A 25,343-nucleotide genomic window follows, 5' to 3' on the forward strand; every position below is an offset into this window, starting at 1 on the left:
TGCCACCCCCTAGGAACCCTGCGGCTGACGCGCGCTGTTGGTGTCCAGCCGTGGCCCCTTGGAGAGGAACTCCGACCATTCGATCGGGACGAGGACCGGCTGGACCTTCTCGTAGCCGAGACGCTTCTGGGCATCGCTGGGTTCCGGCCTGCCGTCGGTCGGCTTCTGTTCGCCCGCGCCGATCTCGGAGCGCGCGGAGTCGCTGTCGCCGTTGGCCTGGACGGCGTACCGCAGGCCGGTGTCGGTGACGAGGAAGAGGGAGCCGTCGGGCGTCTTCTGCTTGCCCTGGATCTGGGTGTAGAGGAGGCCGGTGCCGGGCGTGACGTACGTGCTGGTGCCGCCGGCCGTGATGTCGGCGGGGTACGCGGTGTCGGCCCAGGTGGTGAGCTTGGTGTCGCCCTTCTCGCTGACGTCGGTGAGGACGCTGCAGACGGTGTCGCGGGCGCCCTCGCCGGTGGAGGCGTTGACCGGCTTGGACCTCAGCGTGGGCCAGTGGACGCCGCCGTTGAAGAGGGTGGGGTCCGGGAGGAAGTTGGGGGCGTCGACCGTGGTGGCCTCGCCGTCCATGTCCAGGTCGCGGGTCTCCGGGGAGTTGATGAGCAGCCAGGCGGTGAAGGGCGTGACGGGCTGGATCCGGCCGGGGAGCACGACGTAGTACTGGGGGCCCGAGCCGGTCTGGGCGAGGAGGACCATGCCGATCCGGTTCTCGGTCCCGTCGAGGGTGCTGTCGGGGATGTCGGTGGGGGTGCCGACCTGACCGTCGATGTGCGGGAAGTCGATCTCGTCGCCGGTCTTCAGGGTGGCGAGCCAATCGTCCGTGACGGCCTGCGGTTCCTTGCCGAGACCGACGAGCGTGGTGAGGAGCCCGGGCCGGTCGGCCTTCACCGGGTACTTGGTGCCGGTGTGGTCGATGAGGAACTGGGCGCTCCCCTTCTGGCCCTTGACGTACAGGACCTCCCCGTTCTTCAGCTGGTTCGCGCCCTCGGTCCGCTTGGCGTCGCGCTCGGCGAAGAGGAAGGTCGCCTTCTGGACGCTGGCTCCCTTGCCGCCGCCGGGCTGCTCGCAGACGGCCCAGCGCTTCTTCGTGCCCGCGTCCTCCGCGACGGGCAGCCGGTCGGGGGCGTACGGGATGCCGAGGATCGGACCGCGCGGCGGCTTGCCCTCGTCGAGCTTCTTGTCGTCGACCTGGATGACCTGGAACTGGTCGGGATTGAGCAGCAGTCGGGCGGAGGCGAGGTTGAGGACGGGGTGGAGCAGGGTCTTCTTGTCCTTGCCCTTGCCGGTCTCCAGGACGACGTACCGGGTCGTCGACTGCTTGCCGACGATGACCCGGGTGCCGGGGGTGTCCCAGCCCTTGGGGGCGGTGGGGCTGAACATGCCCCAGGCGCCGAACCCGGCCACGACGAGCGCGGAGACGATCAGACCCGGGACGACCGCGCGCAGCGGCTTCGGCGCCCCCTCCTCCGTGCCGGACGGCGAGGGTTGGAGGAATGCCGCCACCGTGCGCTTCTTCGCAAAGGTGTACGCGTTGAGCTCGTCCCGCCGCGATGCCATGAGTCCCCATTCTCGTCAGGCGCGATCTTCGCGCGGGGCCCCGGGGTGGTGACACCCGGGCCCCGGCCTTCGGACCGGCCCCCTACTATGCCTGCTGTCCCGTGGGGTTCGTGGGGCGGGTAGGGTGATCCGGCCGCCAAAGCCCTGGCGGGCCAGGGTCATCGGGACGAATTGAGGGGGATTCTCCATCATGGCTTCCGCGAGGCGGAGGCGGCCCGCCGCGGCCGCTGCCTCCACACCCCCGTCCACGGGACCCGTCCCCTCGGTCTCACCGAGGCTCCAGGCACGTCCCGGACACTTCGGTTCGTTCCGATTGCAACAGCTCGTACTGGTCGAGGTGGCGGCGGCGCTGCTGCTCCTCGCCTGGGTCGTCGAGCCGATGCTGCTCGTGCCCGCGGGTGTGCTCGCCGTCGTACTGCTGCTGCTCGCCGTGGTGCGCCGCCACCGCCGCTCGCTGCCCGAGTGGCTGGGCACCTTCCTCGCGCTGCGCGCCCGCTCGCGCCGGGCCGCCTCGTTCACGGTGCCGGAGGGCACCGAGCCGGGGCTCGCGCCGCTCGTGGAGTGCGATCCGGCGCTGCGGACCTACGCGTACAGCGACCGCGACCGGCGTCCGGTCGGGATGGTCGGCGACGGCACCTTCCTGACGGCCGTCCTGCGGGTCGAGTCGGACGGCACGGCGCTGCGCCCGGACCGCGCGGCGAAGCCGCTGCCCGTCGGGCTCGTCCGGGACGTGCTGAGCGTGGACGGCATCCGCCTGGAGTCGGCGCAGATCGTGCAGCACACGCAGCCGGCGCCCGCGCCGCACCTGCCCGCGCAGTCGATGGCCGCCCGCAACTACGGGCCGCTGCAGGCGCAGACGGGTTCGCCCGCCGTGCGGATCACCTGGATCGCGCTCAAGCTCGACCCCGAGCTGTGCCCGGAGGCGGTCGCCGCGCGCGGTGGCGGCATGACCGGCGCCCAGAAGTGCGTGGTGCGGGCGGCGGACCAGCTGGCGAGCCGGCTCGCGGGCGCCGGGTTCCGGGCGAGCGTGCTGACGGAGCAGGAGCTGACCTCCGCGCTCGCCACGTCGAGTTGCGCCAGCCCGATGGCGATAGCGCAGGCGGGCCGGGGGCAGGCGCAGGGGCGCAGGACCCAGGAGACCGCGCGGACCTGGCGGGTGGACGACCGGCGGCACACGACGTACTGGGTGGGGCGCTGGCCCCAGTTGGGCGGCCGGAGCGGCGGCGCGGGCGCGTCGATGCCGCAGCTGGTGGCCCTGCTGACCTCGCTGCCCGCGCTCGCGACGACGTTCAGCCTGACGCTGAGCGGCGGAGACCGGCAGGAGGTGACGGTGACCGGACACGTGCGGATCACCGGACGCAGCGACGAGGAACTGGTGGCCGCGCGGCACGAGCTGGAGCGTGCGGCGCGCGGGGTGAGGACGGGTCTGGTGCGCCTCGACCGGGAACAGGTGCCCGGCATTCTGGCGACGCTGCCGCTGGGGGGTGCGCGCTGATGTCCACCGCCTCCTTCGGTACACAGCCTTCTTCTTCCGCCGGTCCGTCCCGGCGTACGGGGCGGGCCTCGCGGCCCCGGTTCGGTTTCGGTCTCGTCGGGCCGCGCCGCGACCGGCACTCCGTCCCCCTGGAACAGCTGGACGCGCTGGCCCTGCCGGTCGGCGACGACGGCATGGTGATCGGCGTGGACGCCGAGAGCCGCCCGGCCGTGCTCGGCATCAACCGGCCCGTCCCGTACGACGTCACCCTCATCGGCGGCCTGTGGACCGCACAGGTACTGGCCCTGCGGGCGGCCGCGACGGGCGCCCGGGTGGCGGTCGAGACCGGCCGCGCGCAGGCGTGGACGGCCCTCGCGCAGGCCGCGGGCGGCGGCCAGCCGTGCATCACGCTGCACGACGTGGGCCGGGTGCCGCCGCAGGGCGCCTCGGCGGGCAGTCCGGTGGTCGTGGTGCGCGACTGCGGCATGCGGCCGCCGCGCGGCCGGGTCGTGTCGGCGCCCTGGCAGTCGGTGGTGACGCTGCTGCCCTATCTGAGCCCGGTGGCGCCGCGACTCCTGGAGAAGTCTTCCCTGGTCGGGATCCAGCGGGTGTCCCCCGACGAGGCGGCCCAGATCGGCCGGATCATGAGCCTGCCGCAGCACGAGTACGAAGCGCTGTCCACGCTCGCCGACGGCGTGACCCTCTGGTGCACGCAGAACGACCGCCAGTTCGTGATGACGCAGGCGACGGACGCCGAGACCGGATTGTTGGGCGGCGCGCGCCGCATGGACTGACTTGGCGCGAAATCGCTTACGTACGTCCGTTTTTGCATCGTTTTGAACGGTGGGGGTTCTCACTCTGCGGCGCGACCGGGTCACTTGGGGCCCGGATCGGTTCGCGGAGGCGGGCGCGGAGGGGCCGTCGGCCCTGCCCGGGGGCGGCTCGCGGCGATTAGGGTGGAAGGGCCCCGCCCACAACGGCACAAGGGTGCTCGACCACACCAGGAGGCAAAGTGAACGGCGATCGCGACGAGATCCACGGGGGTTGGAATCCGCCCGCCGACGATCAGTCCGACGCGGATCCCGCCGAGATGACGGGTGAGTTCACCATCGACTACACCCCGCCCGCCTGGTACACGCAGAACGCGTCGGGCGGTACGGGGGCGGGCGGTGCCACTCCCCCGCCGCCGAGCGGAGCGCCGGTCGCCGTGCCGGGCCTCCCCGCCGGCAGCGGCTTCGAGCCCGGCTGGAACATCGCCCCGCCGGCCCCGCCGGTGGTGCCCGCCGCTCCTGCGCCCGCGCCTGTTCCGGTGGCCCCGCCGGTCGCGCCCGTGGCTCCCGCACCGGTGCCGCAGGCCGGGACGGTGCCTCCGGCGGGGGTTCCTCCCTTCGGTGCGCCGGGTGCGCCCGCGCCTGCCGCTCCTGGTCCCGTCACGCCTGCCGCGGGCGCTCCCGCGCCGGCGTTCCCGCCCGGTGCGCCGGTGCCCGGTGCGCCTGTGTCGGGTGTACCGGGTGGGTCCGTGCCGAGTGCGTCCGTGCCGGGTGTGCCGGCGGCCGATGCCTCGCTGCCGCACGTTTCCGCGCCGCCCGTCCCGGCGCCCGCTCCGGAGACGCCCGCGCCCGCGGCCTCCTTCGGGGGCGGGGACGTCGAGAGCGGCGCCACCATGCGCTTCTCCCCCGCCGCCCTCCAGCGCGAGATCGCCGAGCGCACGGCCGAGAAGGCGGAGGACGCGGAGGGCTCGGACGCCTCCGCCGGGTCCTCGACGCCCGACACCGCCGAAGCGGTGGAGACCGCACAGGACTCCCCTGCCGTTCCCGGCGAGTTCGCCGCCGACAGCGCGGACGGCATTCCCACGGACACCGACGACTCCGCGGCCGCCGAGGCGTCGAGCTCGTCGGACGGGTCGGACGCCTCGAACGGCTCGGACGGCTCGGACGGCTCGGACGGCGAGGGGACGGCCGAGGCCGCCGCCGACACCGCCGGCCCGGAGGACGAGCCGGCCGCGCCCGTCGCGGAGACGGAGACGGAGACGGGTGCCGAGACCGGCACCGAGGCGGAGGTCTCCGCCGCTCCCGCCACTCCCCTCCCCGCCGCGCAGCCGGTCGCCGACACGCCGCAGGGCTTCGGTCCCGGCACGGCTCCCGGTCCGTACGACACCGCCGCCGGCGCTCCGGGGGCCTTCCCCGGCGCCCCGGCCGCTCCCGGGCCGTACGCGGCCGCGGGCCCGCAGGCCGGGCTGCCCCCGCTGCCCCCCTCCTTCCAGCCGGCCGCCCCCGAGCCCGCGCAGCAGTGGCCCGCGCAGCCCACCCCGGGCGCCCAGCCGGTGCCGCCGGCCGCGCCGATGCCGCCCGCCGCCCCCTGGCCGGCCCCCGGGGCGGCCGTACCGCCGCAGGCCGAGCCCCAGGCGCCCGCCGGTTACGGATACCCGCAGCCCGCGCAGGAGCCCCAGGCCCCGCAGGCTCCCCAGCCCCCGGCCCCGCAGGGCGGTTACGGCTTCCCCCACCCCGGGACGCCTCCGCAGCAGGCCGGTTACGGCTACCCGCAGCAGCCCGGCGCGCCCGGCGGTGTCCCGCCGCAGGCGCAGGCGCCCGGCGGCTACGGCTACCCGCACCCCGGAGCCGTACCCCCGCAGGCCGCACAGGCCCCGCAGCCGCCGTACGACGGTCAGCCGCCGGTGGATCCGCGGACCGGTGCCGCCTGGCCGTCGCCGGTGACGCACGATCAGCGGGAGCGTTCCGTGCCGGGCGCCCCGCTCGGGTACAACGCGGCCGTCGAGCTCTCCTCCGACCGGCTCCTGCGCAACAACAAGCAGAAGCCCAAGTCCAGCCGGAACCCCGGGGCCGCCAACCGCTTCAAGCTCGGCGGCAAGAAGGAGGAGGCGGAGCGGCAGCGGAAGCTGGACCTGATCCGCACGCCGGTCCTCTCCTGCTACCGGATCGCGGTCATCTCGCTCAAGGGCGGTGTCGGCAAGACCACGACGACCACCGCGCTCGGCGCGACCCTCGCCACCGAGCGCCAGGACAAGATCCTGGCGATCGACGCCAACCCGGACGCCGGCACGCTCGGCCGCCGGGTGCGGCGCGAGACCGGGGCGACCATCCGCGACCTGGTGCAGGCGATCCCGTACCTGAACTCGTACATGGACATCCGCCGGTTCACCTCGCAGGCGCCGTCCGGCCTGGAGATCCTCGCCAACGACGTGGACCCGGCCGTCTCGACGACCTTCAACGACGAGGACTACCGGCGCGCGATCGACGTGCTCGGCAAGCAGTACCCGATCATCCTGACCGACTCGGGTACGGGTCTGCTGTACAGCGCGATGCGCGGGGTCCTCGACCTCGCCGATCAGCTGATCATCATCTCCACGCCCTCCGTGGACGGCGCCTCCAGCGCCTCGACGACGCTCGACTGGCTCTCGGCCCACGGCTACGCGGACCTGGTGCAGCGCTCCATCACGGTCATCTCCGGCGTCCGCGAGACCGGCAAGATGATCAAGGTCGAGGACATCGTGCAGCACTTCCAGACCCGCTGCCGCGGTGTCGTGGTCGTGCCCTTCGACGAGCACCTGTCCGCCGGCGCCGAGGTCGACCTCGACATGATGCGGCCGAAGACCCGGGAGGCGTACTTCCACCTGTCGGCGATGGTGGCCGAGGACTTCGTACGGGCGCAGCAGGCGCAGGGGCTGTGGACCGGTGACGGCCAGGGCGCGCTGCCGCCGCACATGGCCCCGCCGATGCCGGGTCAGCCGATGCCCGGCCAGCCCATGCCGGGACAGCCCATGCCGGGTCAGTTCGCTCCCGGACAGCCGGTCCCCGGACAGCCGATGCCCGGTCAGCCGATGCCCGGTCAGCCGATGCCGGGTCAGGTGCCCGGTCAGCCGCTGCCCGGCCAGTTCGCGCCGGGACAGCCGGTCCCCGGTCAGCCGTACGCTCCCCAGGCGCCGCAGCCCGGTCAGCCCTACCCGCCGCAGGCCTACCCGCAGCCGGGACAGCCCATGCCGGGGCAGCCGATGCCGGGGCAGGTGCCCGGTCAGGCCGGCCCGATGCCGGGTCAGTTCGCGCCCGGCCAGCCCGTCCCCGGACAGCCGTACGGCCCTCCGGCGGGTCAGCCGTACCCGCCGCAGCCGGGTCAGCCCGGACAGCCGGGCGTGCCGCAGGCCTGGCAGCAGCCGCAGGACGGAAGCGAGTCCCAGCCGGGGCAGCCGCTGCCCCCGCAGGCGGACCCGCAGGGCCCTCCGCAGGCGCCGCCAGCCCCTCAGCAGTAGGGCGTCACAGGATTAGACCAATGAGGCTCCGTATCGGCTCACCGATACGGAGCCTCTTGGCGTTCCCGCAGCCCACAAGGGGTTTGAGCGATCGTTGACGACGGCAGACCACCGCTGATACACCTTCGCTTCACCCATCGTCAGCCCAAGATCCACGACAGAAACTCCGACGCGAGGTCACGTCCCATGGTCATGGTCACGAAGGTTCCACCCCGCCGCACCCCTGCCCGAAGAGCCCTCCGACTGCTGCTCGCCACCGGTCTCGCCACCGGCTCCCTCGTCGTCGTCCCCGGCACCGCGCAGGCGGAGGACGAGAAGTCCGGCGGCACCACCCTCACGGTCGCCGTCTCGCAGAGCATCGACTCGCTGAGCCCGTTCCTCGCCCAGAAGCTCACCTCGACCAGCATCCACCGGCTGGCGTACGAGTACCTCACGAACTACGACCCGAAGGACGCCCACACCGTCCCGGGTCTGGCGACCGCGTGGACGTCCTCGCCCGACAAGCTGACGTGGACGTACACGATCCGCAAGGACTCGAACTGGTCCGACGGGCAGCAGGCCACCGCCGAGGACGCGGCCTGGACCTTCAACAAGATGATGACCGACCCGAACGCCGCCACCGCCAACGGCAGCTTCACGGCCAACTTCAAGAAGGTCACCGCACCCGACCCGCAGACCCTCGTCATCGAGCTCAAGAAGCCGCAGGCGACGATGACGGCCCTCGACGTGCCGATCGTGCCCAAGCACGTCTGGGAGAAGGTCACCGACTTCTCCAAGTTCAACAACGACAAGGCCTTCCCGATCGTCGGGAACGGCCCCTTCGTCATCACGGACTTCAAGGTCGACCAGTACATCAAGCTCAAGCCGAACAAGAAGTTCTGGCGGGGCGCACCCCAGTTCGACGAACTGGTCTTCAAGTACTACAAGGACGGGGACGCCGCCGTCGCCGCCCTGCAGAAGGGCGAGGTGTCCTTCGTACCGAACCTGACGCCCGCCCAGGCCGCCGCCCTGAAGACCCAGAAGAACATCAAGGTCAACGACGCCCCCGGCCGCCGCTTCTACGCCCTCGCCACCAACCCGGGCGCCAAGGCCCAGGACGGCAAGACCTTCGGCAACGGCAACAAGGCGCTGCTCGACCCGGAGGTCCGCAAGGCGCTCTTCCTCGCCGTCGACCGCACCACCCTCGTCGACAAGGTCTTCCAGGGCCACGCCGTCGAGGGCGAGGGGTACATCCCGCCGCGCTTCGGCTCGTACTTCTGGAAGCCGGAGACCGCGCAGAAGCGGGCCTACGACCCGGCCGCGGCGGAGAAGGTCCTCGACGCCGCCGGATACCGGAAGGACGCCGCCGGCAAGCGGCTCGGCAAGGACGGCAAGCCCCTGGACCTCCGGATCCTCTGTCACGCCACCGACCCGAACGACAAGGCCGTCGGCAAGTACCTCCAGGAGTGGTGGGGCAAGCTCGGCATCGGCCTGAAGGTCGAGTGTCTGGACAGCGTCTCCGACCCCTGGGTCAAGGGCGACTACGACCTCGCGTTCGACGGCTGGTCGGTCAACCCCGACCCGGACTACGTCCTCTCCATCCACACCTGCGGCACGCTCCCGGCGACCCCGAAGGACTCCGGCGCCACCGACAACTTCATCTGCGACCAGGAGTTCGACGGGCTCTACGCGCAGCAGGCGGTCGAGTACGACGCGGCCAAGCGGGCGGATCTGGTGAAGCGGATGCAGTCCCGGCTGTACGACACGGGGTACATGAACATCATGGCCTACCCGAACGCCCTGGAGGCGTACCGCACGGACCAGATCAAGTCCATCACCACCATGCCCGAGGCCGCCGGGAACCTGTGGGGCCAGGACGGCTACTGGAGCTGGTGGTCCGCCGTGCCCACGGCCGCGGCCGAGGACTCCGACAGCGGCTCGTCCACCGGAGTGATCATCGGCATCGCCGCGGCCGTGGTCGTCGTGGTCGGTCTCGGCGTCTTCCTCGGTCTGCGCCGCCGCTCCACCGCCGACGACCGCGAGTAGTACGTGACGACGGCAAGCACCCCCGCCGACGTGGCGCGGGCCGAGAAGGCCCGCGCCACGGACGGCGCACCCCGCACCGGTTCCTCCCTCGGCTATCTCCGCCACGCGGCGGGGAAGCTGGGCGGCGCGCTCGTCTCCCTCCTCGCCGTCCTGGTCACCAGCTTCTTCCTCTTCCGGATCATCCCCGGTGACCCGGTGAAGGCGATGACCCACGGCGTGCCCACCTCCGCCGAGCAACTCGCCACACTGCGCCGCCAGTTCGGTCTCGACCTGCCGCTGTGGCAGCAGTTCACCGACTACTGCGCCAAGGCGCTGAGCGGCGACCTCGGCACGTCGTTCCAGTTCCGCGCCCCCGTCGGGGACCTCATCGCGGAGAAGCTCCCGGCGACGCTGCTGCTCACCGGGGTCGCCGTGGTGATCTACTCGGCGCTCGGTCTGTGGCTGGGCACCCGCTCGGCCTGGCGGCACGGCGGCCTCGGCGACAAGCTGAACACCGGCATCGCGCTGACCCTGTGGTCGGTGCCCTCCTTCTGGCTCGGGCTGCTCCTCATCATCGTCTTCTCGGTGGGTATGGGGCCGATCCCGGGGCTCTTCCCGACCGGCGGCATGGAGTCGGGCACGGGCGAGACCGGTTTCGCGTACGTCCTGGACGTCGCCCATCACCTGGTCCTGCCCGTGGTCACGCTCGTCGCCGTCGGCTACGCGCAGACCCTGCTCGTGATGCGCTCCTCGCTCCTCGACGAGATGGGCGGCGACTATCTGACGACGGCGCGGGCGAAGGGGCTGCGGGACGACGCCGTGCGCCGCCGGCACGCCGTGCCGAACGCGCTGCTTCCGACCATCACCATGATCTTCATCAACCTGGGCCATGTCGCGGCCGGCTCGATCCTGGTGGAGACGGTGTTCTCCTGGCCGGGGCTCGGCGGGCTCTTCTACCAGGCGCTGAGCGTGCCCGATCTGCCGCTCGTGCAGGGCCTGTTCGTGGTCTTCGCCGGCGCGATGATCCTGATGAACCTGATCGCCGACCTGCTCTATCCGCTGCTCGACCCCCGGGTGGGCCGATGACCTCTCCGACACGTTCTCTCGCATGGGAGCGCCGCAAGGGTTCGGTCGCGCGCTTCTGGACGTCGTACCGGACCCGTCGCGCCGGGCTCTACGGCCTCGTCGGCCTCGCCCTGATCGCCCTCCTCGCGCTCACCGCCCCGTGGACCGTCGGCTCCGACGTACAGTCGGTGACCCAGGCGCCGGGCACGGCCCTGGAACCGCCGAGCGCCGAGTTCCCGCTCGGCACCGACCAGTTCGGGCGCTCGCTGCTCGGCCTGCTCATCTGGGGCGCCCGGATCTCGCTGCTCGTCGGCCTGCTCGCGGCGGCCCTCTCGGTCGCCATCGGGACCCTGGTGGGCATCATCGCCGGGCACTACGGCGGCTGGTTCTCGACCGTCGTCATGCGGATCACCGACTGGTTCCTGGTGATGCCGACGCTGGTGCTCGCGATCGTCCTCGCCACGGTCATGTCCCGGTCCATGTGGACGGTGGTCCTGGCGATCGGCGTGACCTCCTGGCCGACCACCGCCCGCCTGGTGCGGGCGCAGACCATCGCGGTGGAGTCCCGCCCGTACATCGAGCGGGCGACCGCCCTCGGCGGCGGCCACCGGCACGTCATGACCCGGCACGTGCTGCCGAACGTGATGCCGCTGGTCCTCGCGCAGACCACGCTCGGCATCTCGACCGCCATCCTCACCGAGGCGACCCTCGCCTTCCTCGGTCTGGGCGACCCGACGGTGGTCTCCTGGGGCGGGATGCTCCAGGACGCCCGGGAGGCGGGCGCCGTCTCCTCCGGGCACTGGTGGTACCTGGCGCCGCCCGGGATCGCGATCGCGCTGGTCGCGCTCGCGTTCACGCTCTGCGGCCGGGCCGTGGAGTCCGTGCTGAACCCGAAGCTGGGGGTGGGGCGATGAGCCTCCTGGAGGTACGGGACCTCAGAGTCACGTACGGGTCGGGCGCGGCCGCCGTGCCCGCCGTGCGCGGGGTCGACCTGACCCTGGAGTCGGGCACCAAGCTGGGCGTGGCCGGCGAGTCGGGCTGCGGCAAGTCCACGCTCGCGCTCGCGCTGCTCCGGCTCCTTCCGGCCTCGGCGCGGATCGAGGGCGAGATCCTGCTCGACGGCGACGACGTCCTCGCCATGTCGTGGGGACGTCTGCGGGCCGTGCGCTGGGCGGGCGCGTCGATCGTCTTCCAGGGCGCGATGCACTCGCTGAACGCGGTGCACCGGATCGGGGACCAGATCGCCGAGCCGCTGCTCGTGCACGGCCGGGCGACCCCGGCGGCGGCCCGCACCCGGGTCGGCGAGCTGCTCGAACACGTCGGGCTTCCGGCGGCCCGGGCCTCCGCCTATCCGCACGAGCTGTCCGGCGGGCAGCGGCAGCGCGTGATGATCGCGATGGCGCTCGCCTGCGACCCGCGCCTGATCGTCGCGGACGAACCGACGACCGCGCTCGACGTGATGATCCAGGCGCAGATCCTGCGGCTGATCGAGCGGCTCGTCGCCGAGCAGTCCATCAGCCTCCTGATGATCAGCCACGACCTGGCGGTCCTCGCCGACACCTGCGACCGGCTCGCCGTGATGTACGCGGGCCGGGTCGTGGAGGAGGGGCCGGCGCGGGCGGTGTACGAGGCGGCCGCGCACCCGTACGGGCGGGCGCTGTCCTCGGCGTTCCCCCGGATCGGCGACCTCGCGTCCCGGCGGGCGCCGCGCGGCCTGCCCGGCGACCCGCCGGACCCGGCGGACCTGCCCGCCGGCTGCACCTTCCATCCGCGCTGCCCGGTGGCGGTGGACGTCTGCGCGGAGCTCGATCAGGAACTGCGGGAGGCGGGCGCGGGGCGCCGGGCCGCCTGCGTACACGTGGGGAGCACGTCATGAGCCTGCTGTCGGCGCGCGGACTGCACGTGACCTTCCCCGGCCGGCGGGGCGCGTCGCCCGCGCGCGCGGTGGACGGCGTGGACCTGGACATCGGCGCCGGGGAGATCGTGGCCCTGGTCGGCGAGTCGGGCTGCGGCAAGACGACGCTGGCGCGCTCCCTGCTCGGCCTGGTCAGGCCCACGGCGGGGGCGGTCACCTTCGACGGGCAGCCGCTCGCGTACTCCTCGGGCGCTCTCAGGGCCTACCGGAAGCGGGCGCAGCTGGTCCTCCAGGACCCGAGCGGCTCGCTGAACCCCCGGCACACCGTGTACGACGCGGTGGCGGAGGGGCTGCGGATCCACGGCTACGAGGGGGACGAACGGACGGCCGTCGCCGAGGCCCTGTCCCGGGCCGGGCTCCGCCCCCCTGAGCGGTTCTTCCTCCGCTACCCGCACGAGCTGTCCGGCGGGCAGCGGCAGCGCGTGGTCATCGCGGGCGCGCTCGTCCTGGAGCCCGAACTGATCGTCGCCGACGAGCCGGTGGCCTCCCTCGACGCGTCCGTACGGGGCGAGATCCTGGCGCTGCTGCTGCGACTGCGCGACGAACTCGGCCTGTCCGCCCTGGTGGTGACCCACGACCTGGGGCTCGCGTGGAACATCGCGGACCGGGTGGCGGTGATGTACCTGGGCCGGGTCGTGGAGACGGGAACGGTGGAGTCGGTCCTGACGAACCCTCAGCACCCGTACACACGCGCCCTGTTGTCGGTGCTGCCGGAGTCGGAGGGCGCCCCGGTGGTGCTGACCGGCGAGCCGCCGGACCCGTCCCGCATCCCCTCCGGCTGCCGCTTCCACGCCCGCTGCCAGCTCCTCGCCTCGGGCGAGGCGACGGCGGTCGCGGACCGCTGCCGGGGCGAGGACCTGCCGGTCTTGGCGGGCGGGGGGGAGCGGGCGGTGGCGTGCCACTGGGTGACCGCGGGCTGAACGCCCCGCTCCGTCGTGGGCCACCGTTCCGCTGGGGCGGTGCCCACCCCGTTGTGGGCATACGTTCCGCTAGGGCGGAACGGGTGGGCACAACGGACCCGCGCCCTGCCGGCGCCCGAGGCTCCTGTGCCCTGACCCGCACCACGATGTGCGCCGCCGCTGGGGTGCGGGTCCAGGCTCGGAAGGCGGAGGCGCCCGCATGGGCGCCGTCCCGTGTGCCCACCCGTCCCGCCCCAGCGGGACGATTGCCCACACGGCGGTGGGGCGCCGCCCACGCGCGCGCGGGCTCACACGGGGGTGGGCCGGGGCGCCGCCCACGCGGGGCGCGGGGCCACACGGGGCGGGGGCGCCGCCCAGCCGGGCGCGGGCCCGTGCCGCGGCGCCGTCAGGCGCGGTCGTAGTCCTCCGTCAGCTCGCGGCAGCGCTTCACGTCGCCCGCCATCGCCTGCAGCAGATCGTCCAGCGTGTCGAACTTGAGCATGCCCCGCACGTACGCCAGGAAGTCCACGGCCACGTGCAGCCCGTACAGGTCGAGGCCCTCGCGGTCGATCGCGTACGCCTCGACCGTCCGCTCCGTGCCGTCGAACTGCGGGTTCGTGCCGACCGAGATCGCCGCCGGCATCCGCTCCCCCGCGGCCGTCAGCCAGCCCGCGTACACCCCGTCCGCCGGGATCGCGGTGTGCGGCAGGGTCTCGACGTTGGCCGTCGGGAAGCCGAGCTCGCGGCCGCGCTGCGCGCCGCGGACGACGATGCCCTCGACCCGGTGCGGGCGGCCGAGGATCTCGGCGGCGCCGGCCATGTCGCCCTCGGCGACGAGGCGGCGGGTGAGGGTGGAGGAGAAGGGCTCGCCGCCGCCGGCGGCCCCGCTGACGTACAGGTCGATGACCTCGACCTCGTAGTCGTAGGTGGCACCGAGCTCGGTGAGGAACGCGACGTTGCCCGCGGCCCGGTGCCCGAAGCGGAAGTTGGGGCCCTCGATGACGGCCTTCGCGTGCAGCTTGTCGACCAGCACCTTCACGATGAAGTCGGCCGCGGACAGCTGCGAGAACTCGGCGGTGAACGGCAGCACGAGCACCGCGTCCACGCCGAGCTCCGCGATCAGCTCGGCACGCCGGTGGTGCGGGGCGAGCAGCGGCGGGTGGCTGCCGGGGCGCACGACCTCGGAGGGGTGCGGGTCGAAGGTGACGACGACGGAGGGGACTCCCAGCTCTCGGGCGCGCTCGACGGCACGCCCGATGATCAGCTGGTGTCCGCGGTGCACCCCGTCGTAGGAGCCGATGGTGACGACGCTGCGTCCCCAGTCCTGGGGGATGTCCTCCAAGCCACGCCAGCGCTGCACTGTGACCGCTCCTCGTCCGCCTGTTCGCCCTGTTCGCCTTTACGCAGGTCTAAGACTGCCATGTCCACGGCCGTCGGTACGCATCGGCATGGCAGTGCCGGGACTCCGCAGCGCCTCAAGGGTCCCCGGACCGAACAGCGGGGCCCAGTCGCCGGGAGCGGCGACCGTCCAGGCGGCGAGGAGCAGGGCGAAGGCGGGCAGCTCACGGACGGCCGAGGCGAGGGCCCGGTCGAGCCGCCAGGCGCCCTCCGGGGTACGGACGCACAGCGCGCCGACCCGGAGGACGAGCTCCCTGGTGCGGGGAGCGCTGCGCTGCTCCGCGCCCTCCGCGGCGGCCCGCAGCAGGGCCTCCACGACGGTCAGCTCCCCGATCTCGGCCTCGTACCGCTCGTGCTCCAGGAGTACGTCGAGCAGCTCGGCCCGCAGATGGCGGGAGGCTCCGGTGCCGGGGGCGGCGAGGACGGGGGCGAGGGCGCGCCGGAGCGAGGCGGGGCGGCCCCGGATCAGGCCCGTGACCAGGGGGAAGAGGACCGCCCTTGCGGTCGGGCCGTCCTCGAAGCGGCGGTCGACGAAGGCGGCGACGAGTGGGGCGCCCTCGGGGTGGCGGGCGGCGTGGTCGCGGACGAGGGCGGCGATCCGGCGGGCCAGGGCGGGCGTGTCGACCTCGGCGAGGGCCCTCAGGGCTGCGGCCTGCGCCTCACCGGTGCCCTGCAGGCGGGTCCGGAAGGCGGCGAGGGCCTCCTCGGGGTGGGTCGCGAGGGCCTCGGCGAGCGCCGACGCGGGCACCCCTGGCTCGGCCAGGGCGCGCGGGAGGTGCCGGGCGCGGCTGTGCGGGTCGCGGACGAGGAGGCCGAGGGCGGCGCCGTGGAGGGTCTGGTCGCCGGGGCGGGCGAGCAGGGCGAGGGCGGCGTAGCGGAGGAGCTCGCGGTCGGCGGAGGTGGTGACGTGTCCGGCGACCAGCTGTCCGTACGCGGCGGCCGCGACGCGCCGCTCCGGGCGCCCGTCGTCGTGGGCCCAGCGGTCGACGGCCCGGCAGAGCGCGGAGGGCTCGTCCTGGGCGAGGGCGGCGAGGAGGCCGTCGGCGAGCGGATGGGCGGTGGCGACGAGCGCCTCGCAGAGGTCGTCGACGGCGAGCCCCCGGTGGGTGTGCAGGAGTGCCTGGGCGGCGGTGGCGACGCTGGGCCGGGGGTCGCCGAACCAGCGGCAGAGGAGCGGCTGGACACCCCGGGGGTCGGCGACGAGCATCGCGGCGACGGTGTCGAGAGCGCCGTCGCCGGCCGGGACGAGGCGCCGCAGCAGATCGATCCGCTCGTCCTCGCCGAGTGGCAGACCGGTCCAGAACGCGGTCCCGAAGGAGGCGAAGACCGGATGCGGCCCCGGGCGGGCGCCGATGAGGTCGGCGAGCAGCCGCAGGACGGGCAGATAGGGCCGCGGGTCCGGCATCCGCAGCACGCTCTCCCGCAGCAGCCGGGCGGCCCACCAGGCCCCGTCCCCGCCGTCCCCCTCCCCCGCGAACCGCCCGAGCGCCTCGGCGAGCCGGGCGAGCCGGGGCGCGAGCCCGGCGGGCCCCCGCTCCCGGTGCAGAAGCAACAGGGCCTGCAGCACGGGCCCGATCCGATGCCGGGGCACGGGCAGCGGCCCGCCCGGCGCCCGGGCCTCACCGGCCCGCTGCCGGGGAAGGCCGAGGGTGGGGTCCCCGCCGGTCGGAGCGCCCCCGGCACCCTCGCCGACGACGCCGGGGGCGGCCGGCGCTCGGCCGCCGACGACGCCGGGGGCGCCCGCCTCGGCGCCGCCGACGACGCCGGGTGTGCCCGTCTCGGGGCCGCCGACGATGCCGGGTGCGTCCGTCTCGGGGTCATCGGCGGCCTCCGGAGCCGTCACCAGCGCGGGTGGCGAGTCCCCGGGGCGCCCGTGCACCAGGCCGTCCAGTGCCGTGTCCAGGTCCAGGTGGGCCGCCTGGACCCAGTCGGCGAGTTCCTCGTGGGCGAAGCGGTAGCCGGAGCCCGCCGGGACGAGGAGGCCCTCGGTGAGGACGGCCGAGGCCCAGCCCTCGCGCCAGGGGAACAGTTCCTCGAAGGAGGCCCGGTCGAGGACGCCGTGCCCGGGGCCGAGGCACCGGCGGGCCGCCTCGTGCAGCCGGCCGGTCACCCGCGCGGCGAGCCGGCGGACGGCCGTCCCGCGGACGAGGGGCCCGTCGCCCGCGGCGATCCGGACGGCGGCCCGCAGGCACATCAGGTCGAGGTGGGCGGTGAAGATCTCCTCGCGCCCCGGTCGCCCCGGCACTTCTCCGGGCAGCGCCGCCCGCACCTCGGCGAGCAGCCGCAGGGCGAGCGGGTGCCGGGCGTCCGCCGGGGCGAGGTCGTTCTCCCTGATCCCGTACCCCTCGCGGACGGCACGGGCCTCCGTCGCGGAGTAGGGCCCGAGGGCGAGCGCGGCGGGCAGGCCGTCGTCGGCGCCCGTCGTCGGGCGGTGCAGGGCGCCCGGGGTGTAGAGCGTGCCGGCCTGTTCCCAGTGCTCGGGGCGGCAGGCGGTGACGAGGTGCACCTGGTGGGCGCGGAGCCAGCGCTCGGTGGCCGTCGTCCAGTCGGCGAGCCGGTGGGCGAGGAGCGGCGGCATCTCCTCGGGGCCGTCCAGGACGACGAGGAGCGGGCGGCCCGCGTCCCGGGCGAGGGCGGCGGCCCGCTCCGGGGTGGCGGTGGTGGTGTCGCCGAGGGCCCCGGAGGCGGCGACGATCCGGCCGGCCTGGTGCAGGGCGCGGCCGACGGCGTCGGCGAGCGAGTGGTCCTTGGCGCGCAGGTCCGCGCCGCGCAGCCGGACGGTGGGCGCGGGTGCGACGCCCCAGGCGCGGCGGGCGCAGAGCGCGGCGAGGGCGGTGGTGCGGCCGGTGCCGGGGGCGCCGACGAGGGCGAGGACGGGGGTGTGGCCGGCCGTGAAGCGGGCGAACTCGCGGACGCAGTCGGGCCGTTCGACGGGCTCGGGCCAGGGGTCGGGCTCGCGTACGGGCCCGGTGGAGGTGGCGGTGAGTTCGAGGATGGCGGCGAGGTTGAGGTCGGGGCCGTAGGCGGGGACGGTGGCCGCGTTGCGCCGCAGGAGGGCGGTGAGGGGTCCGGCGGACCGGAGCGGCACGGCGTATCCGGCGGCCTGGCGGTCGCCGTGCAGGGCGGTGCCGAGGACGGCGAGGACGGTGCCGGTGACGGTGTCGAGGACGGGGCCTCCGGCGGCCTGTCCGCCGCGGCGGAGCGCGTCGGCGCCTTCGGTGCCGATGGCGAGTTCGAGGGCGTCGGCGAGGGCGTGGAAGCGGTCGGCGGCGGTGTACGTGACGGAGGCGGGGCCGAGGACGCGGGCCTCGCGCCAGCCCTGGGCGGCGATCCGCACGTACGTGCCGGGTTCGATCTCGGGCCGGGTCGCGAGCGGCAGCGGCCGGCCGCCGAGTCCTTCGGTCCGTACGAGCGCGAGGCCGCTCTCGGGCAGCGGCGTGACAGCCTCGGCCTCGGCGAGCCAGGTCCGGTCGCCGGGGGCGTGCAGGACGACACGGCTGAGCCCGTCGACGGCTTCGTGGCTGGTGACGACCGTTCCGTGGTGGTCGGCGAGGAAACCGGTGCCGCGTGGCCGGCCCGCCGGATCGCAGATGCGCACCAGCGTCGCCAGGTCCCCGCTTCCCATGGTGTCGACGGTAGGCGGCCGGTGATCACCCCAAGGCGCCTGCGGGGAAACGCGCCCCCTGACACTCCCCCGTTCACTCCGAGCGCCTCCCCGATGGGGTGAATTTCGGCGGCTCCGCGGGACAGACACTTCCCGGGGGAAACGATGGGGGGAAAGGCGTGGGGCGGGCACGTGCGCGTGCCCGCCCCACGACAGAGGGATCGGCTCAGCCGAAGACGGCCAGGCTCTTCGCCTTGCCCCGCTGGTCCTCGACCAGCGCGAGCAGCTTCCCTTCCGGTCCGAAGACCGCGACGGGCCCCTTCGGGTACTCCGGCATCTCCAGGCGGACGCCGTTGAGCAGCAGCCTCGCCCGCTTCTCGTCGACGTCCCAGCGCGGGAACGCCGCCTCGGCCGCCTCGGCGACCGGCATGACCGTGAGGTCCTCCTGCAGCTGGTCCAGGGTCTTCGCCGAGTCCAGCTTGTAGGGGCCGACCCGGGTGCGGCGCAGCGCGGTCAGATGGCCGCCCACGCCGAGTCCGGCGCCGAGGTCCCGGGCGAGCGCCCGGATGTACGTACCGGAGGAACACACCACCGAGACGACGAGGTCGACGACGGGCGTGCCGTCCTCGGCGGTCGCCTCGCGGACGTCGTACACCCGGAAGGAGGAGACGGTGACCGGGCGGGCCGGGATCTCGAACTCCTCGCCGCCGCGCACGCGCGCGTAGGACCGCTTGCCGTCGATCTTGATCGCGGAGACCTTCGACGGCACCTGCATGATGGCGCCGGTCAGCTCGGCGACGCCCGCATCGATCTGCTCGCGGGTGACCTTCGAAGCGTCGACCGACGCCGTGATCTCGCCCTCGGCGTCGTCGGTGATCGTCGTCTGGCCCAGGCGGATGGTGCCCAGGTACTCCTTCTCGGTCAGCGCGAGGTGACCGAGGAGCTTGGTGGCCCGCTCCACGCCGAGGACGAGGACGCCCGTGGCCATGGGGTCGAGCGTGCCGGCGTGGCCGACGCGGCGGGTCCTGGCGATCCCGCGCATCTTGGCCACGACGTCGTGCGAAGTGAAGCCCGACGGCTTGTCGACGATGACAAGGCCGTCGGGCGTCTTGGTCGTGTTGCTCATTCGGCGGCTTCGTCCTCGCCCGGCTTCTTGTAGGGGTCGGCGTCACCCGCGAAGGTGGCGCCCGAGGAGGCCTGACGGACCTGCGCGTCGGAGGCGCGCGCCTTGTCGAGGAGGTCCTCGATGGTGCGGGCGTTCTCCGGGAGGGCGTCGGCCACGAAGGTCAGGGTCGGGGTGAACTTGGTCCCCGCCGCCCGGCCCACGGCCGAACGGAGGATGCCCTTGGCGCTCTCCAGGCCGGCCGCGGCGCTCGCGCGCTCCTCGTCGTCGCCGTAGACCGTGTAGAAGACCGTGGCCTCCCGCAGGTCACCGGTGACGCGGGTGTCCGTGATGGTCACGTGCGTACCCAGGCGGGGGTCCTTGATGCCGCGCTGCAGCTTCTCGGCGACCACCTCCCGGATGAGGTCTGCCAGCTTCTTCGCCCGCGCGTTGTCGGCCACTGGTCCTTCTCCTTCTTTGCCTTGCTCAAATCAGTCTTCATCAGTGTGGAGCCTGCGGCGTACCGACAGCAGCTCCACCTCCGGACGCGCGGCGACGAGCCGCTCACAGCGGTCGAGCACGTCCGATACGAACCCCGGGTCCCCGGACACCAGCGCGACGCCCAGCCGGGCCCTGCGGTGGAGGTCCTGTTCACCCACCTCGGCCGCGCTCACGGAGAACTTGCGCTGGAGCTCGGCGACGATGGGCCGGACGACGGAGCGTTTCTCCTTCAACGAATGGACGTCGCCGAGGAGCAGGTCGAAGGACAGAGTCCCCACGTACATGTGGTGCCGGATGTCCCGCCGGTTCGGGTTCGGTGGCCCGCCATGCCGTCGCTTGGCAGGAACACCAGAACCGTACACGCAACGGCCGGGGCCGATCGACGGAAATATCTTCCGCCGACCGGCCCCGGACGCAGCCTTACGCGTTACGCGCGCGGCTTCTCGCGCATCTCGTACGTCGCGATGACGTCGTCGATCTTGATGTCGTTGTAGTTTCCGAGGTTGATACCACCCTCGAAGCCTTCACGAATCTCGGTGACGTCGTCCTTGAAGCGGCGCAGACCGTGGATGGTGAGGTCCTCGGCGATGACCTTGCCGTCGCGGAGGAGTCGCGCCTTGGTGTTGCGCTTGACCTCGCCGGAGCGGATGAGAACACCGGCGATGTTGCCCAGCTTGGACGAGCGGAAGACCTCGCGGATCTCCGCCGTACCGAGCTCGACCTCTTCGTACTCCGGCTTGAGGAGGCCCTTGAGCGCCGCCTCGATCTCCTCGATCGCCTGGTAGATGACCGAGTAGTACCGGACGTCGACGCCCTCGCGCTCCGCCATCTGCGCGGCACGGCCGGCCGCACGGACGTTGTAGCCGATGACGATGGCGTCGGAGCCCATGGCCAGGTCGATGTCCGACTCGGTGACCGCACCCACACCGCGGTGCAGGACACGGATGTCGACCTCTTCGCCGACGTCGAGCTGGAGCAGCGAGGCTTCGAGGGCCTCGACCGCACCGGACGCGTCGCCCTTGATGATGAGGTTGAGTTCCTGGACGAGACCGGCCTTGAGCACCTTGTCGAGGTCCTCGAGGGACACCCGGCGGACGCGCTTGGCGAAGGCGGCGTTGCGCTCACGCGCAGCGCGCTTCTCGGCGATCTGGCGGGCCGTACGGTCCTCGTCGACGACCAGGAGGTTGTCGCCGGCACCCGGGACGTTGGTGAGACCCAGGACGAGGACGGGAGTCGACGGGGTCGCCTCCTCGACGTTGTTGCCCTTGTCGTCGAGCATCGCCCGGACGCGGCCGTACGCGTCGCCGACCACCACGGTGTCGCCGATGCGCAGCGTTCCGCGCTGGACCAGGACGGTCGAGACGGCACCACGACCACGGTCGAGGTGGGACTCGATCGCAATACCCTGCGCGTCCTGGTCCGGGTTGGCCCGGAGGTCGAGCGAGGCGTCGGCGGTGAGGACGACGGCCTCCAGCAGGGAGTCGATGTGCAGACCCTGCTTGGCGGAGATGTCGACGAACATCGTGTCGCCGCCGTACTCCTCGGCCACCAGACCGAACTCGGTCAGCTGACCGCGGACCTTGACCGGGTCCGCACCCTCGACGTCGATCTTGTTGACCGCGACGACGATCGGGACGCCGGCGGCCTTGGCGTGGTTGAGCGCCTCGATCGTCTGCGGCATGACGCCGTCGTTGGCCGCGACCACGAGGATCGCGATGTCGGTCGACTTCGCACCACGGGCACGCATGGCGGTGAACGCCTCGTGACCCGGGGTGTCGATGAAGGTGATGCGACGCTCTTCGCCGTTGACCTCGGTACCCACCTGGTAGGCACCGATGTGCTGGGTGATGCCACCGGCCTCGCCCGCGACGACGTTCGTCTTGCGGATCGCGTCGAGCAGTCGGGTCTTACCGTGGTCGACGTGACCCATGACGGTGACGACCGGCGGACGGGAGACCAGAGCCTCTTCGCCGCCCTCGTCCTCGCCGAACTCGATGTCGAAGGACTCGAGGAGCTCGCGGTCCTCTTCCTCCGGCGAGACGATCTGAACCGTGTAGTTCATCTCCTCGCCGAGCATCGTCAGCGTGTCGTCGGAGACGGACTGCGTGGCCGTGACCATCTCACCGAGGTTCATCATCACCGCGACGAGCGACGCCGGGTTGGCGCCGATCTTCTCGGCGAAGTCGGTGAGGGAGGCACCGCGCGACAGGCGAATGGTGTCGCCGTTGCCGCGAGGCAGCATCACGCCGCCCACGGACGGGGCCTGCATGGCCTCGTACTCCTGGCGCCTCTGACGCTTCGACTTGCGACCACGACGCGCGGGACCGCCGGGACGACCGAAGGCGCCCTGCGTGCCACCACGGCCACCCGGACCGCCGGGACGGCCACCGAAGCCACCGGGACGACCGCCGAAGCCGCCGCCACCGCCGCCGGGACCACCCGGACGACCGCCGCCGCCACCGGGACCACCGGGACGACCGGCGAAGCCGCCGCCGCCACCGCCGGGACCGGCCGGACGACCGGCGAAGCCGGGACGACCGCCGCCGCCACCGCCGGGACCACCCGGACGACCGCCGGGGCCACCGGGGCCACGACCGCCAGGACCGGGACGCGGGCCGGCAGCGGGACGCTGCGGCATCATGCCCGGGTTCGGACGGTTACCGCCGGGCGCGCCGCCCGGACGGGGAGCCTGCGGACGAGGCATGCCACCGGGGGTGGGACGGGCACCGCCCTGACCCTGCGGACGCGGGGCGCCACCGGGGCCACCCTGCGGACGCGGGGCGCCCGGAGCGGCACCGGGGCCGCCGGGACGGGGAGCGCCGCCACCCGGACGGGGCGCCTGCGGGCGCGCCATTCCGGTGGAGCCACCCGAGGTGAAGGGGTTGTTGCCCGGACGGGGACCGGCCGGACGGGCACCGCCCGGACGGGGGGCCTGCTGGCCGCCGGGGCGCGGAGCACCCTGGCCCTGCGGGCGGGGGGCACCCTGACCCGGGCGGGCGGGACGCTCGCCGGTGGGACGGGGGCCCGGGGTGGCGCCACCGGGACGCTGACCGGCGGCGGGAGCCGACGGGGGCGCGGTGAACTCCGGGGCGGCCGGAGCCGGCGTGACCGGCTTGGGCGCGGGCTTCGGGCCCGGGCGGGGGCCCGAGGCGGCCGGAGCCGGAGAGGGGGTGCTGCTCGCGGGCGCGGCCGGAGTGACCGGAGCCGGCGCCGCAGGCGCGGCGGGGGCCGGCTTGGGGGCCGGGGCGCCGGGCTTCGGAGCAGCGGGACGTGCCGCGGCGGCCGGAGACGGCGCCGCGGGGGAAGGCGCAGCCTTGCGGGGCGCGCCGGGCTTGGCAGCGGTCTTGCCGGCGTTGCCGCCGGAACCCTGCAAAGCGTCAGTCAACTTGCGCACGACCGGCGCCTCGATCGTCGAGGACGCCGAACGGACGAATTCACCGAGTTCTTGGAGCTTGGCCATGACGACCTTGCTCTCCACACCGAACTCCTTGGCGAGTTCGTATACCCGGACCTTAGCCACTTCGCTCCTTTATAGGTCCGGTTACCGCCGGACCGTCGCTACTTCATGGGCGTACTCATCGCGTACTCATCGAGTGCTCATCGCAATCTCGACCTACTTCCAACTCGCGAGGTACCTGACCGCACGGTGTTCCGTGCCGTACTTCTTGTTCACTGCGGTGCCGTCTGCTCGACGTGGTGGCGGAGTGCCTCCGTGTCGAGCGGTCCCTGGACCTTGAAGGCCCTCGGGAAGGCCCGGCGGCGGACCGCCAGGTCGAGACAGACCACGGCGGGGTGCAGGTACGCACCCCGGCCGGGCAGCGTACCGCGATGATCAGGGACGCACTCGTCCTTATTCACCACGATCCGCAGCAGATCGCTCTTGGCCGCTCGCTCCCGGCATCCCACACAGGTTCGCTCAGGGCACGCGCAGGCATGCGTCCGGCCAGACACTATTAAGTCTACCTCCCCGCACCGACCTCACCCGTTCGGGGCAAAAATCGAACAGCTGTTGGCCAAAAACGGTCTCAGTCCTGCGGACCGGCCGGCTCCGTGTCCGGACGGATGTCGATCCGCCAGCCGGTGAGACGCGCGGCGAGGCGGGCGTTCTGGCCCTCCTTGCCGATCGCGAGCGACAGCTGGTAGTCCGGCACCGTCACGCGCGCGGAGCGGGCGGCGAGGTCCACGATCTCGACCTTGGAGACCCGCGCCGGCGAGAGCGCGTTCGCCACCATCTCGGCCGGGTCGTCCGACCAGTCGACGATGTCGATCTTCTCGCCGAGCAGCTCCGCCATCACGTTGCGGACACGGCTGCCCATCGGGCCGATGCAGGCGCCCTTGGGGTTCAGGCCCGAACGGGTGGAACGCACGGCGATCTTGGTGCGGTGACCGGCCTCGCGGGCGATCGCCGCGATCTCGACGGAACCGTCGGCGATCTCCGGCACCTCCAGGGCGAAGAGCTTCTTCACCAGGTTCGGGTGGGTGCGCGAGAGGGTGACGGACGGACCGCGGACACCCTTCGCCACCCGGACGACGTACGTGCGCAGCCGCAGGCCGTGCGTGTAGTCCTCGCCCGGCACCTGCTCCTGCACCGGAAGGATGGCCTCCAGCTTGTCGTCCAGCTTGACGAGGACGTTCTTCGGGTCCTTGCCCTGCTGCACCACACCGGCGACGACATCGCCCTCGCGGCGGGCGTACTCGCCGAAGGTCACGTCGTTCTCGGCGTCACGCAGCCTCTGCTGGATGACCTGACGGGCGGTGCTCGCCGCGATCCGGCCGAAGTCCGACGGGGTGTCGTCGAAGTCCTTGGGCTCCTGGCCCTCCTCCAGGTCGGAGGGGTCCTCCTTCGCCCACACCGTCACGTGACCGGTGGCCCGGTTCAGCTCCACGCGCGCGTGGCGACGGGCGTCGGGGGTGCGGTGGTACGCGATGAGGAGGGCCGACTCGATCGCCTCGACCAGCATCTCGAAGGAGATTTCCTTCTCCTGTGCCAAGCCCTTCAGGAGCTTCACGTCGATGTCCACGGCTACGCCTCCTCTTCCTTCTTGTCCTTGCGGTTGAACTCGATCTCGACACGCGCCTTGGCGATCTCGGCGAACTCGACCCGTCGGGCGGTGGGCTTGCGCCCCTTCACGCCCGGCACCTCCATGTCGAGGCCGTCCTCGTCCACGGCGAGGATGCGCGCGACCAGGTCCCCGCCCTCGACCAGCTGGAGCTTGGCCAGGCGGCCGGTGGCGCGCACGTAGTGGCGGTGCTCGGAGAGAGGGCGCTCGGCGCCCGGGGAGCTGACTTCGAGGACGTACTCGCCCTCGCCCATCGCGTCCGTCTCGTCGAGCTTCTCGGAGATCTCGCGGCTCAGCTCGGCGCAGGCGTCCAGCTCCACGCCCTCGTCCGAGTCGACGACGATCCGCAGCAGTCCGCGGCGGCCGGCCCGGGACACCTCGATCTCTTCCAGATCCAGGTCCTTCGCGGCGACGAGCGGCTCCACGAGTCCGCGCAGCCTGTCGCTCTGGGTGGTGCTCATCCGGGTGACTCCTCGGCCGCGTGTGCTGTTGTGGGTTCGTCG

18 protein-coding genes are annotated in these 25,343 nt (G+C 73.2%); 8 read left to right on the top strand and 10 right to left on the bottom strand.

Translation table 11 applies throughout. The annotated features are described in order from the left end of the window. Positions 1-9: 9 nt before the first annotated feature. A complete protein-coding gene (gene eccB / locus AC07AW_RS00085; RefSeq protein WP_478813285.1) occupies positions 10-1,554 on the bottom strand; it encodes a type VII secretion protein EccB in 1,545 nt (514 codons plus the stop codon). Between the two features lie 190 nt (positions 1,555-1,744). Here eccB and eccE point away from each other — a divergent pair, with 190 nt between their 5' ends. The 8 genes from eccE to AC07AW_RS00125 all read left to right on the top strand — a co-directional run bounded on the left by eccE (position 1,745) and on the right by AC07AW_RS00125 (position 13,196). Next, positions 1,745-3,049, top strand: a complete 1,305-nt coding sequence (gene eccE, locus AC07AW_RS00090) for a type VII secretion protein EccE (RefSeq protein ID WP_478813286.1) — start codon at positions 1,745-1,747, stop codon at positions 3,047-3,049. Continuing rightward, complete coding sequence (locus tag AC07AW_RS00095) at positions 3,049-3,822, top strand: hypothetical protein (RefSeq protein WP_478813287.1); 774 nt, start codon at positions 3,049-3,051, stop codon at positions 3,820-3,822. Before eccE ends, AC07AW_RS00095 begins: the two co-directional genes overlap by 1 nt. Before the next feature lie 218 nt (positions 3,823-4,040). Further along, positions 4,041-7,292: an SCO5717 family growth-regulating ATPase gene (locus AC07AW_RS00100; protein WP_478813288.1), complete on the top strand. Its 3,252-nt coding sequence runs from the start codon at positions 4,041-4,043 to the stop codon at positions 7,290-7,292. 192 nt (positions 7,293-7,484) lie between these two features. After that, positions 7,485-9,317, top strand: coding sequence for an ABC transporter substrate-binding protein (locus AC07AW_RS00105; RefSeq protein ID WP_478814352.1), 1,833 nt, complete (start codon positions 7,485-7,487; stop codon positions 9,315-9,317). Between the two features lie 3 nt (positions 9,318-9,320). Continuing rightward, complete coding sequence (locus AC07AW_RS00110; RefSeq protein ID WP_478813289.1) at positions 9,321-10,382, top strand: ABC transporter permease; 1,062 nt, start codon at positions 9,321-9,323, stop codon at positions 10,380-10,382. Next, positions 10,379-11,275, top strand: a complete 897-nt coding sequence (locus tag AC07AW_RS00115; protein WP_478813290.1) for an ABC transporter permease — start codon at positions 10,379-10,381, stop codon at positions 11,273-11,275. Before AC07AW_RS00110 ends, AC07AW_RS00115 begins: the two co-directional genes overlap by 4 nt. After that, complete coding sequence (locus AC07AW_RS00120; protein ID WP_478813291.1) at positions 11,272-12,237, top strand: ABC transporter ATP-binding protein; 966 nt, start codon at positions 11,272-11,274, stop codon at positions 12,235-12,237. Before AC07AW_RS00115 ends, AC07AW_RS00120 begins: the two co-directional genes overlap by 4 nt. After that, complete coding sequence (locus tag AC07AW_RS00125) at positions 12,234-13,196, top strand: ABC transporter ATP-binding protein (RefSeq protein WP_478813292.1); 963 nt, start codon at positions 12,234-12,236, stop codon at positions 13,194-13,196. The genes AC07AW_RS00120 and AC07AW_RS00125 overlap by 4 nt, the downstream gene beginning before the upstream one ends. 385 nt (positions 13,197-13,581) lie before the next feature. Here the strand turns inward: AC07AW_RS00125 and AC07AW_RS00130 are convergent, their stop codons facing one another. The 9 genes from AC07AW_RS00130 to rimP form a co-directional block, all read right to left on the bottom strand. Further along, positions 13,582-14,535, bottom strand: a complete 954-nt coding sequence (locus tag AC07AW_RS00130; RefSeq protein ID WP_478813293.1) for a bifunctional riboflavin kinase/FAD synthetase — start codon at positions 14,533-14,535, stop codon at positions 13,582-13,584. A 39-nt stretch (positions 14,536-14,574) separates the two neighbouring features. Further along, positions 14,575-18,198, bottom strand: coding sequence for a trypsin-like peptidase domain-containing protein (locus AC07AW_RS00135; RefSeq protein WP_478813294.1), 3,624 nt, complete (start codon positions 18,196-18,198; stop codon positions 14,575-14,577). Between the two features lie 205 nt (positions 18,199-18,403). Further along, positions 18,404-19,303, bottom strand: coding sequence for a tRNA pseudouridine(55) synthase TruB (gene truB / locus AC07AW_RS00140; protein ID WP_478813295.1), 900 nt, complete (start codon positions 19,301-19,303; stop codon positions 18,404-18,406). After that, complete coding sequence (gene rbfA, locus AC07AW_RS00145) at positions 19,300-19,740, bottom strand: 30S ribosome-binding factor RbfA (RefSeq protein ID WP_189806164.1); 441 nt, start codon at positions 19,738-19,740, stop codon at positions 19,300-19,302. Before rbfA ends, truB begins: the two co-directional genes overlap by 4 nt. A gap of 30 nt (positions 19,741-19,770) precedes the next feature. After that, positions 19,771-20,064: a DUF503 domain-containing protein gene (locus AC07AW_RS00150; protein WP_478813296.1), complete on the bottom strand. Its 294-nt coding sequence runs from the start codon at positions 20,062-20,064 to the stop codon at positions 19,771-19,773. Between the two features lie 143 nt (positions 20,065-20,207). Next, a complete protein-coding gene (gene infB, locus AC07AW_RS00155; protein ID WP_478813297.1) occupies positions 20,208-23,300 on the bottom strand; it encodes a translation initiation factor IF-2 in 3,093 nt (1,030 codons plus the stop codon). A gap of 149 nt (positions 23,301-23,449) precedes the next feature. After that, positions 23,450-23,731, bottom strand: coding sequence for a YlxR family protein (locus tag AC07AW_RS00160; protein WP_359515628.1), 282 nt, complete (start codon positions 23,729-23,731; stop codon positions 23,450-23,452). A gap of 74 nt (positions 23,732-23,805) precedes the next feature. Beyond that, the gene (gene nusA / locus AC07AW_RS00165; protein WP_478813298.1) at positions 23,806-24,801 is read right to left on the bottom strand and encodes a transcription termination factor NusA; all 996 of its coding nucleotides are present in this window, start codon (positions 24,799-24,801) and stop codon (positions 23,806-23,808) included. Between the two features lie 2 nt (positions 24,802-24,803). Next, the gene (gene rimP, locus AC07AW_RS00170) at positions 24,804-25,301 is read right to left on the bottom strand and encodes a ribosome maturation factor RimP (RefSeq protein ID WP_478813299.1); all 498 of its coding nucleotides are present in this window, start codon (positions 25,299-25,301) and stop codon (positions 24,804-24,806) included. Between the last annotated feature and the right edge of the window lie 42 nt (positions 25,302-25,343).

The sequence above is a fragment of the Streptomyces sp. NPDC044003 genome, from assembly GCF_056435185.1.

Bases quoted from the DNA above. Each gene is read 5' to 3' on its own strand.
- AC07AW_RS00105 (WP_478814352.1), top strand. From the start codon at position 7,485: ATGGTCACGAAGGTTCCACCCCGCCGCACCCCTGCCCGAAGAGCCCTC.
- AC07AW_RS00095 (WP_478813287.1), top strand. From the start codon at position 3,049: ATGTCCACCGCCTCCTTCGGTACACAGCCTTCTTCTTCCGCCGGTCCG.
- truB (WP_478813295.1), bottom strand. From the start codon at position 19,303: ATGAGCAACACGACCAAGACGCCCGACGGCCTTGTCATCGTCGACAAG.
- eccE (WP_478813286.1), top strand. From the start codon at position 1,745: ATGGCTTCCGCGAGGCGGAGGCGGCCCGCCGCGGCCGCTGCCTCCACA.
- AC07AW_RS00120 (WP_478813291.1), top strand. From the start codon at position 11,272: ATGAGCCTCCTGGAGGTACGGGACCTCAGAGTCACGTACGGGTCGGGC.
- eccB (WP_478813285.1), bottom strand. From the start codon at position 1,554: ATGGCATCGCGGCGGGACGAGCTCAACGCGTACACCTTTGCGAAGAAG.
- AC07AW_RS00115 (WP_478813290.1), top strand. From the start codon at position 10,379: ATGACCTCTCCGACACGTTCTCTCGCATGGGAGCGCCGCAAGGGTTCG.
- AC07AW_RS00135 (WP_478813294.1), bottom strand. From the start codon at position 18,198: ATGGGAAGCGGGGACCTGGCGACGCTGGTGCGCATCTGCGATCCGGCG.
- rimP (WP_478813299.1), bottom strand. From the start codon at position 25,301: ATGAGCACCACCCAGAGCGACAGGCTGCGCGGACTCGTGGAGCCGCTC.
- AC07AW_RS00150 (WP_478813296.1), bottom strand. From the start codon at position 20,064: ATGTACGTGGGGACTCTGTCCTTCGACCTGCTCCTCGGCGACGTCCAT.
- AC07AW_RS00125 (WP_478813292.1), top strand. From the start codon at position 12,234: ATGAGCCTGCTGTCGGCGCGCGGACTGCACGTGACCTTCCCCGGCCGG.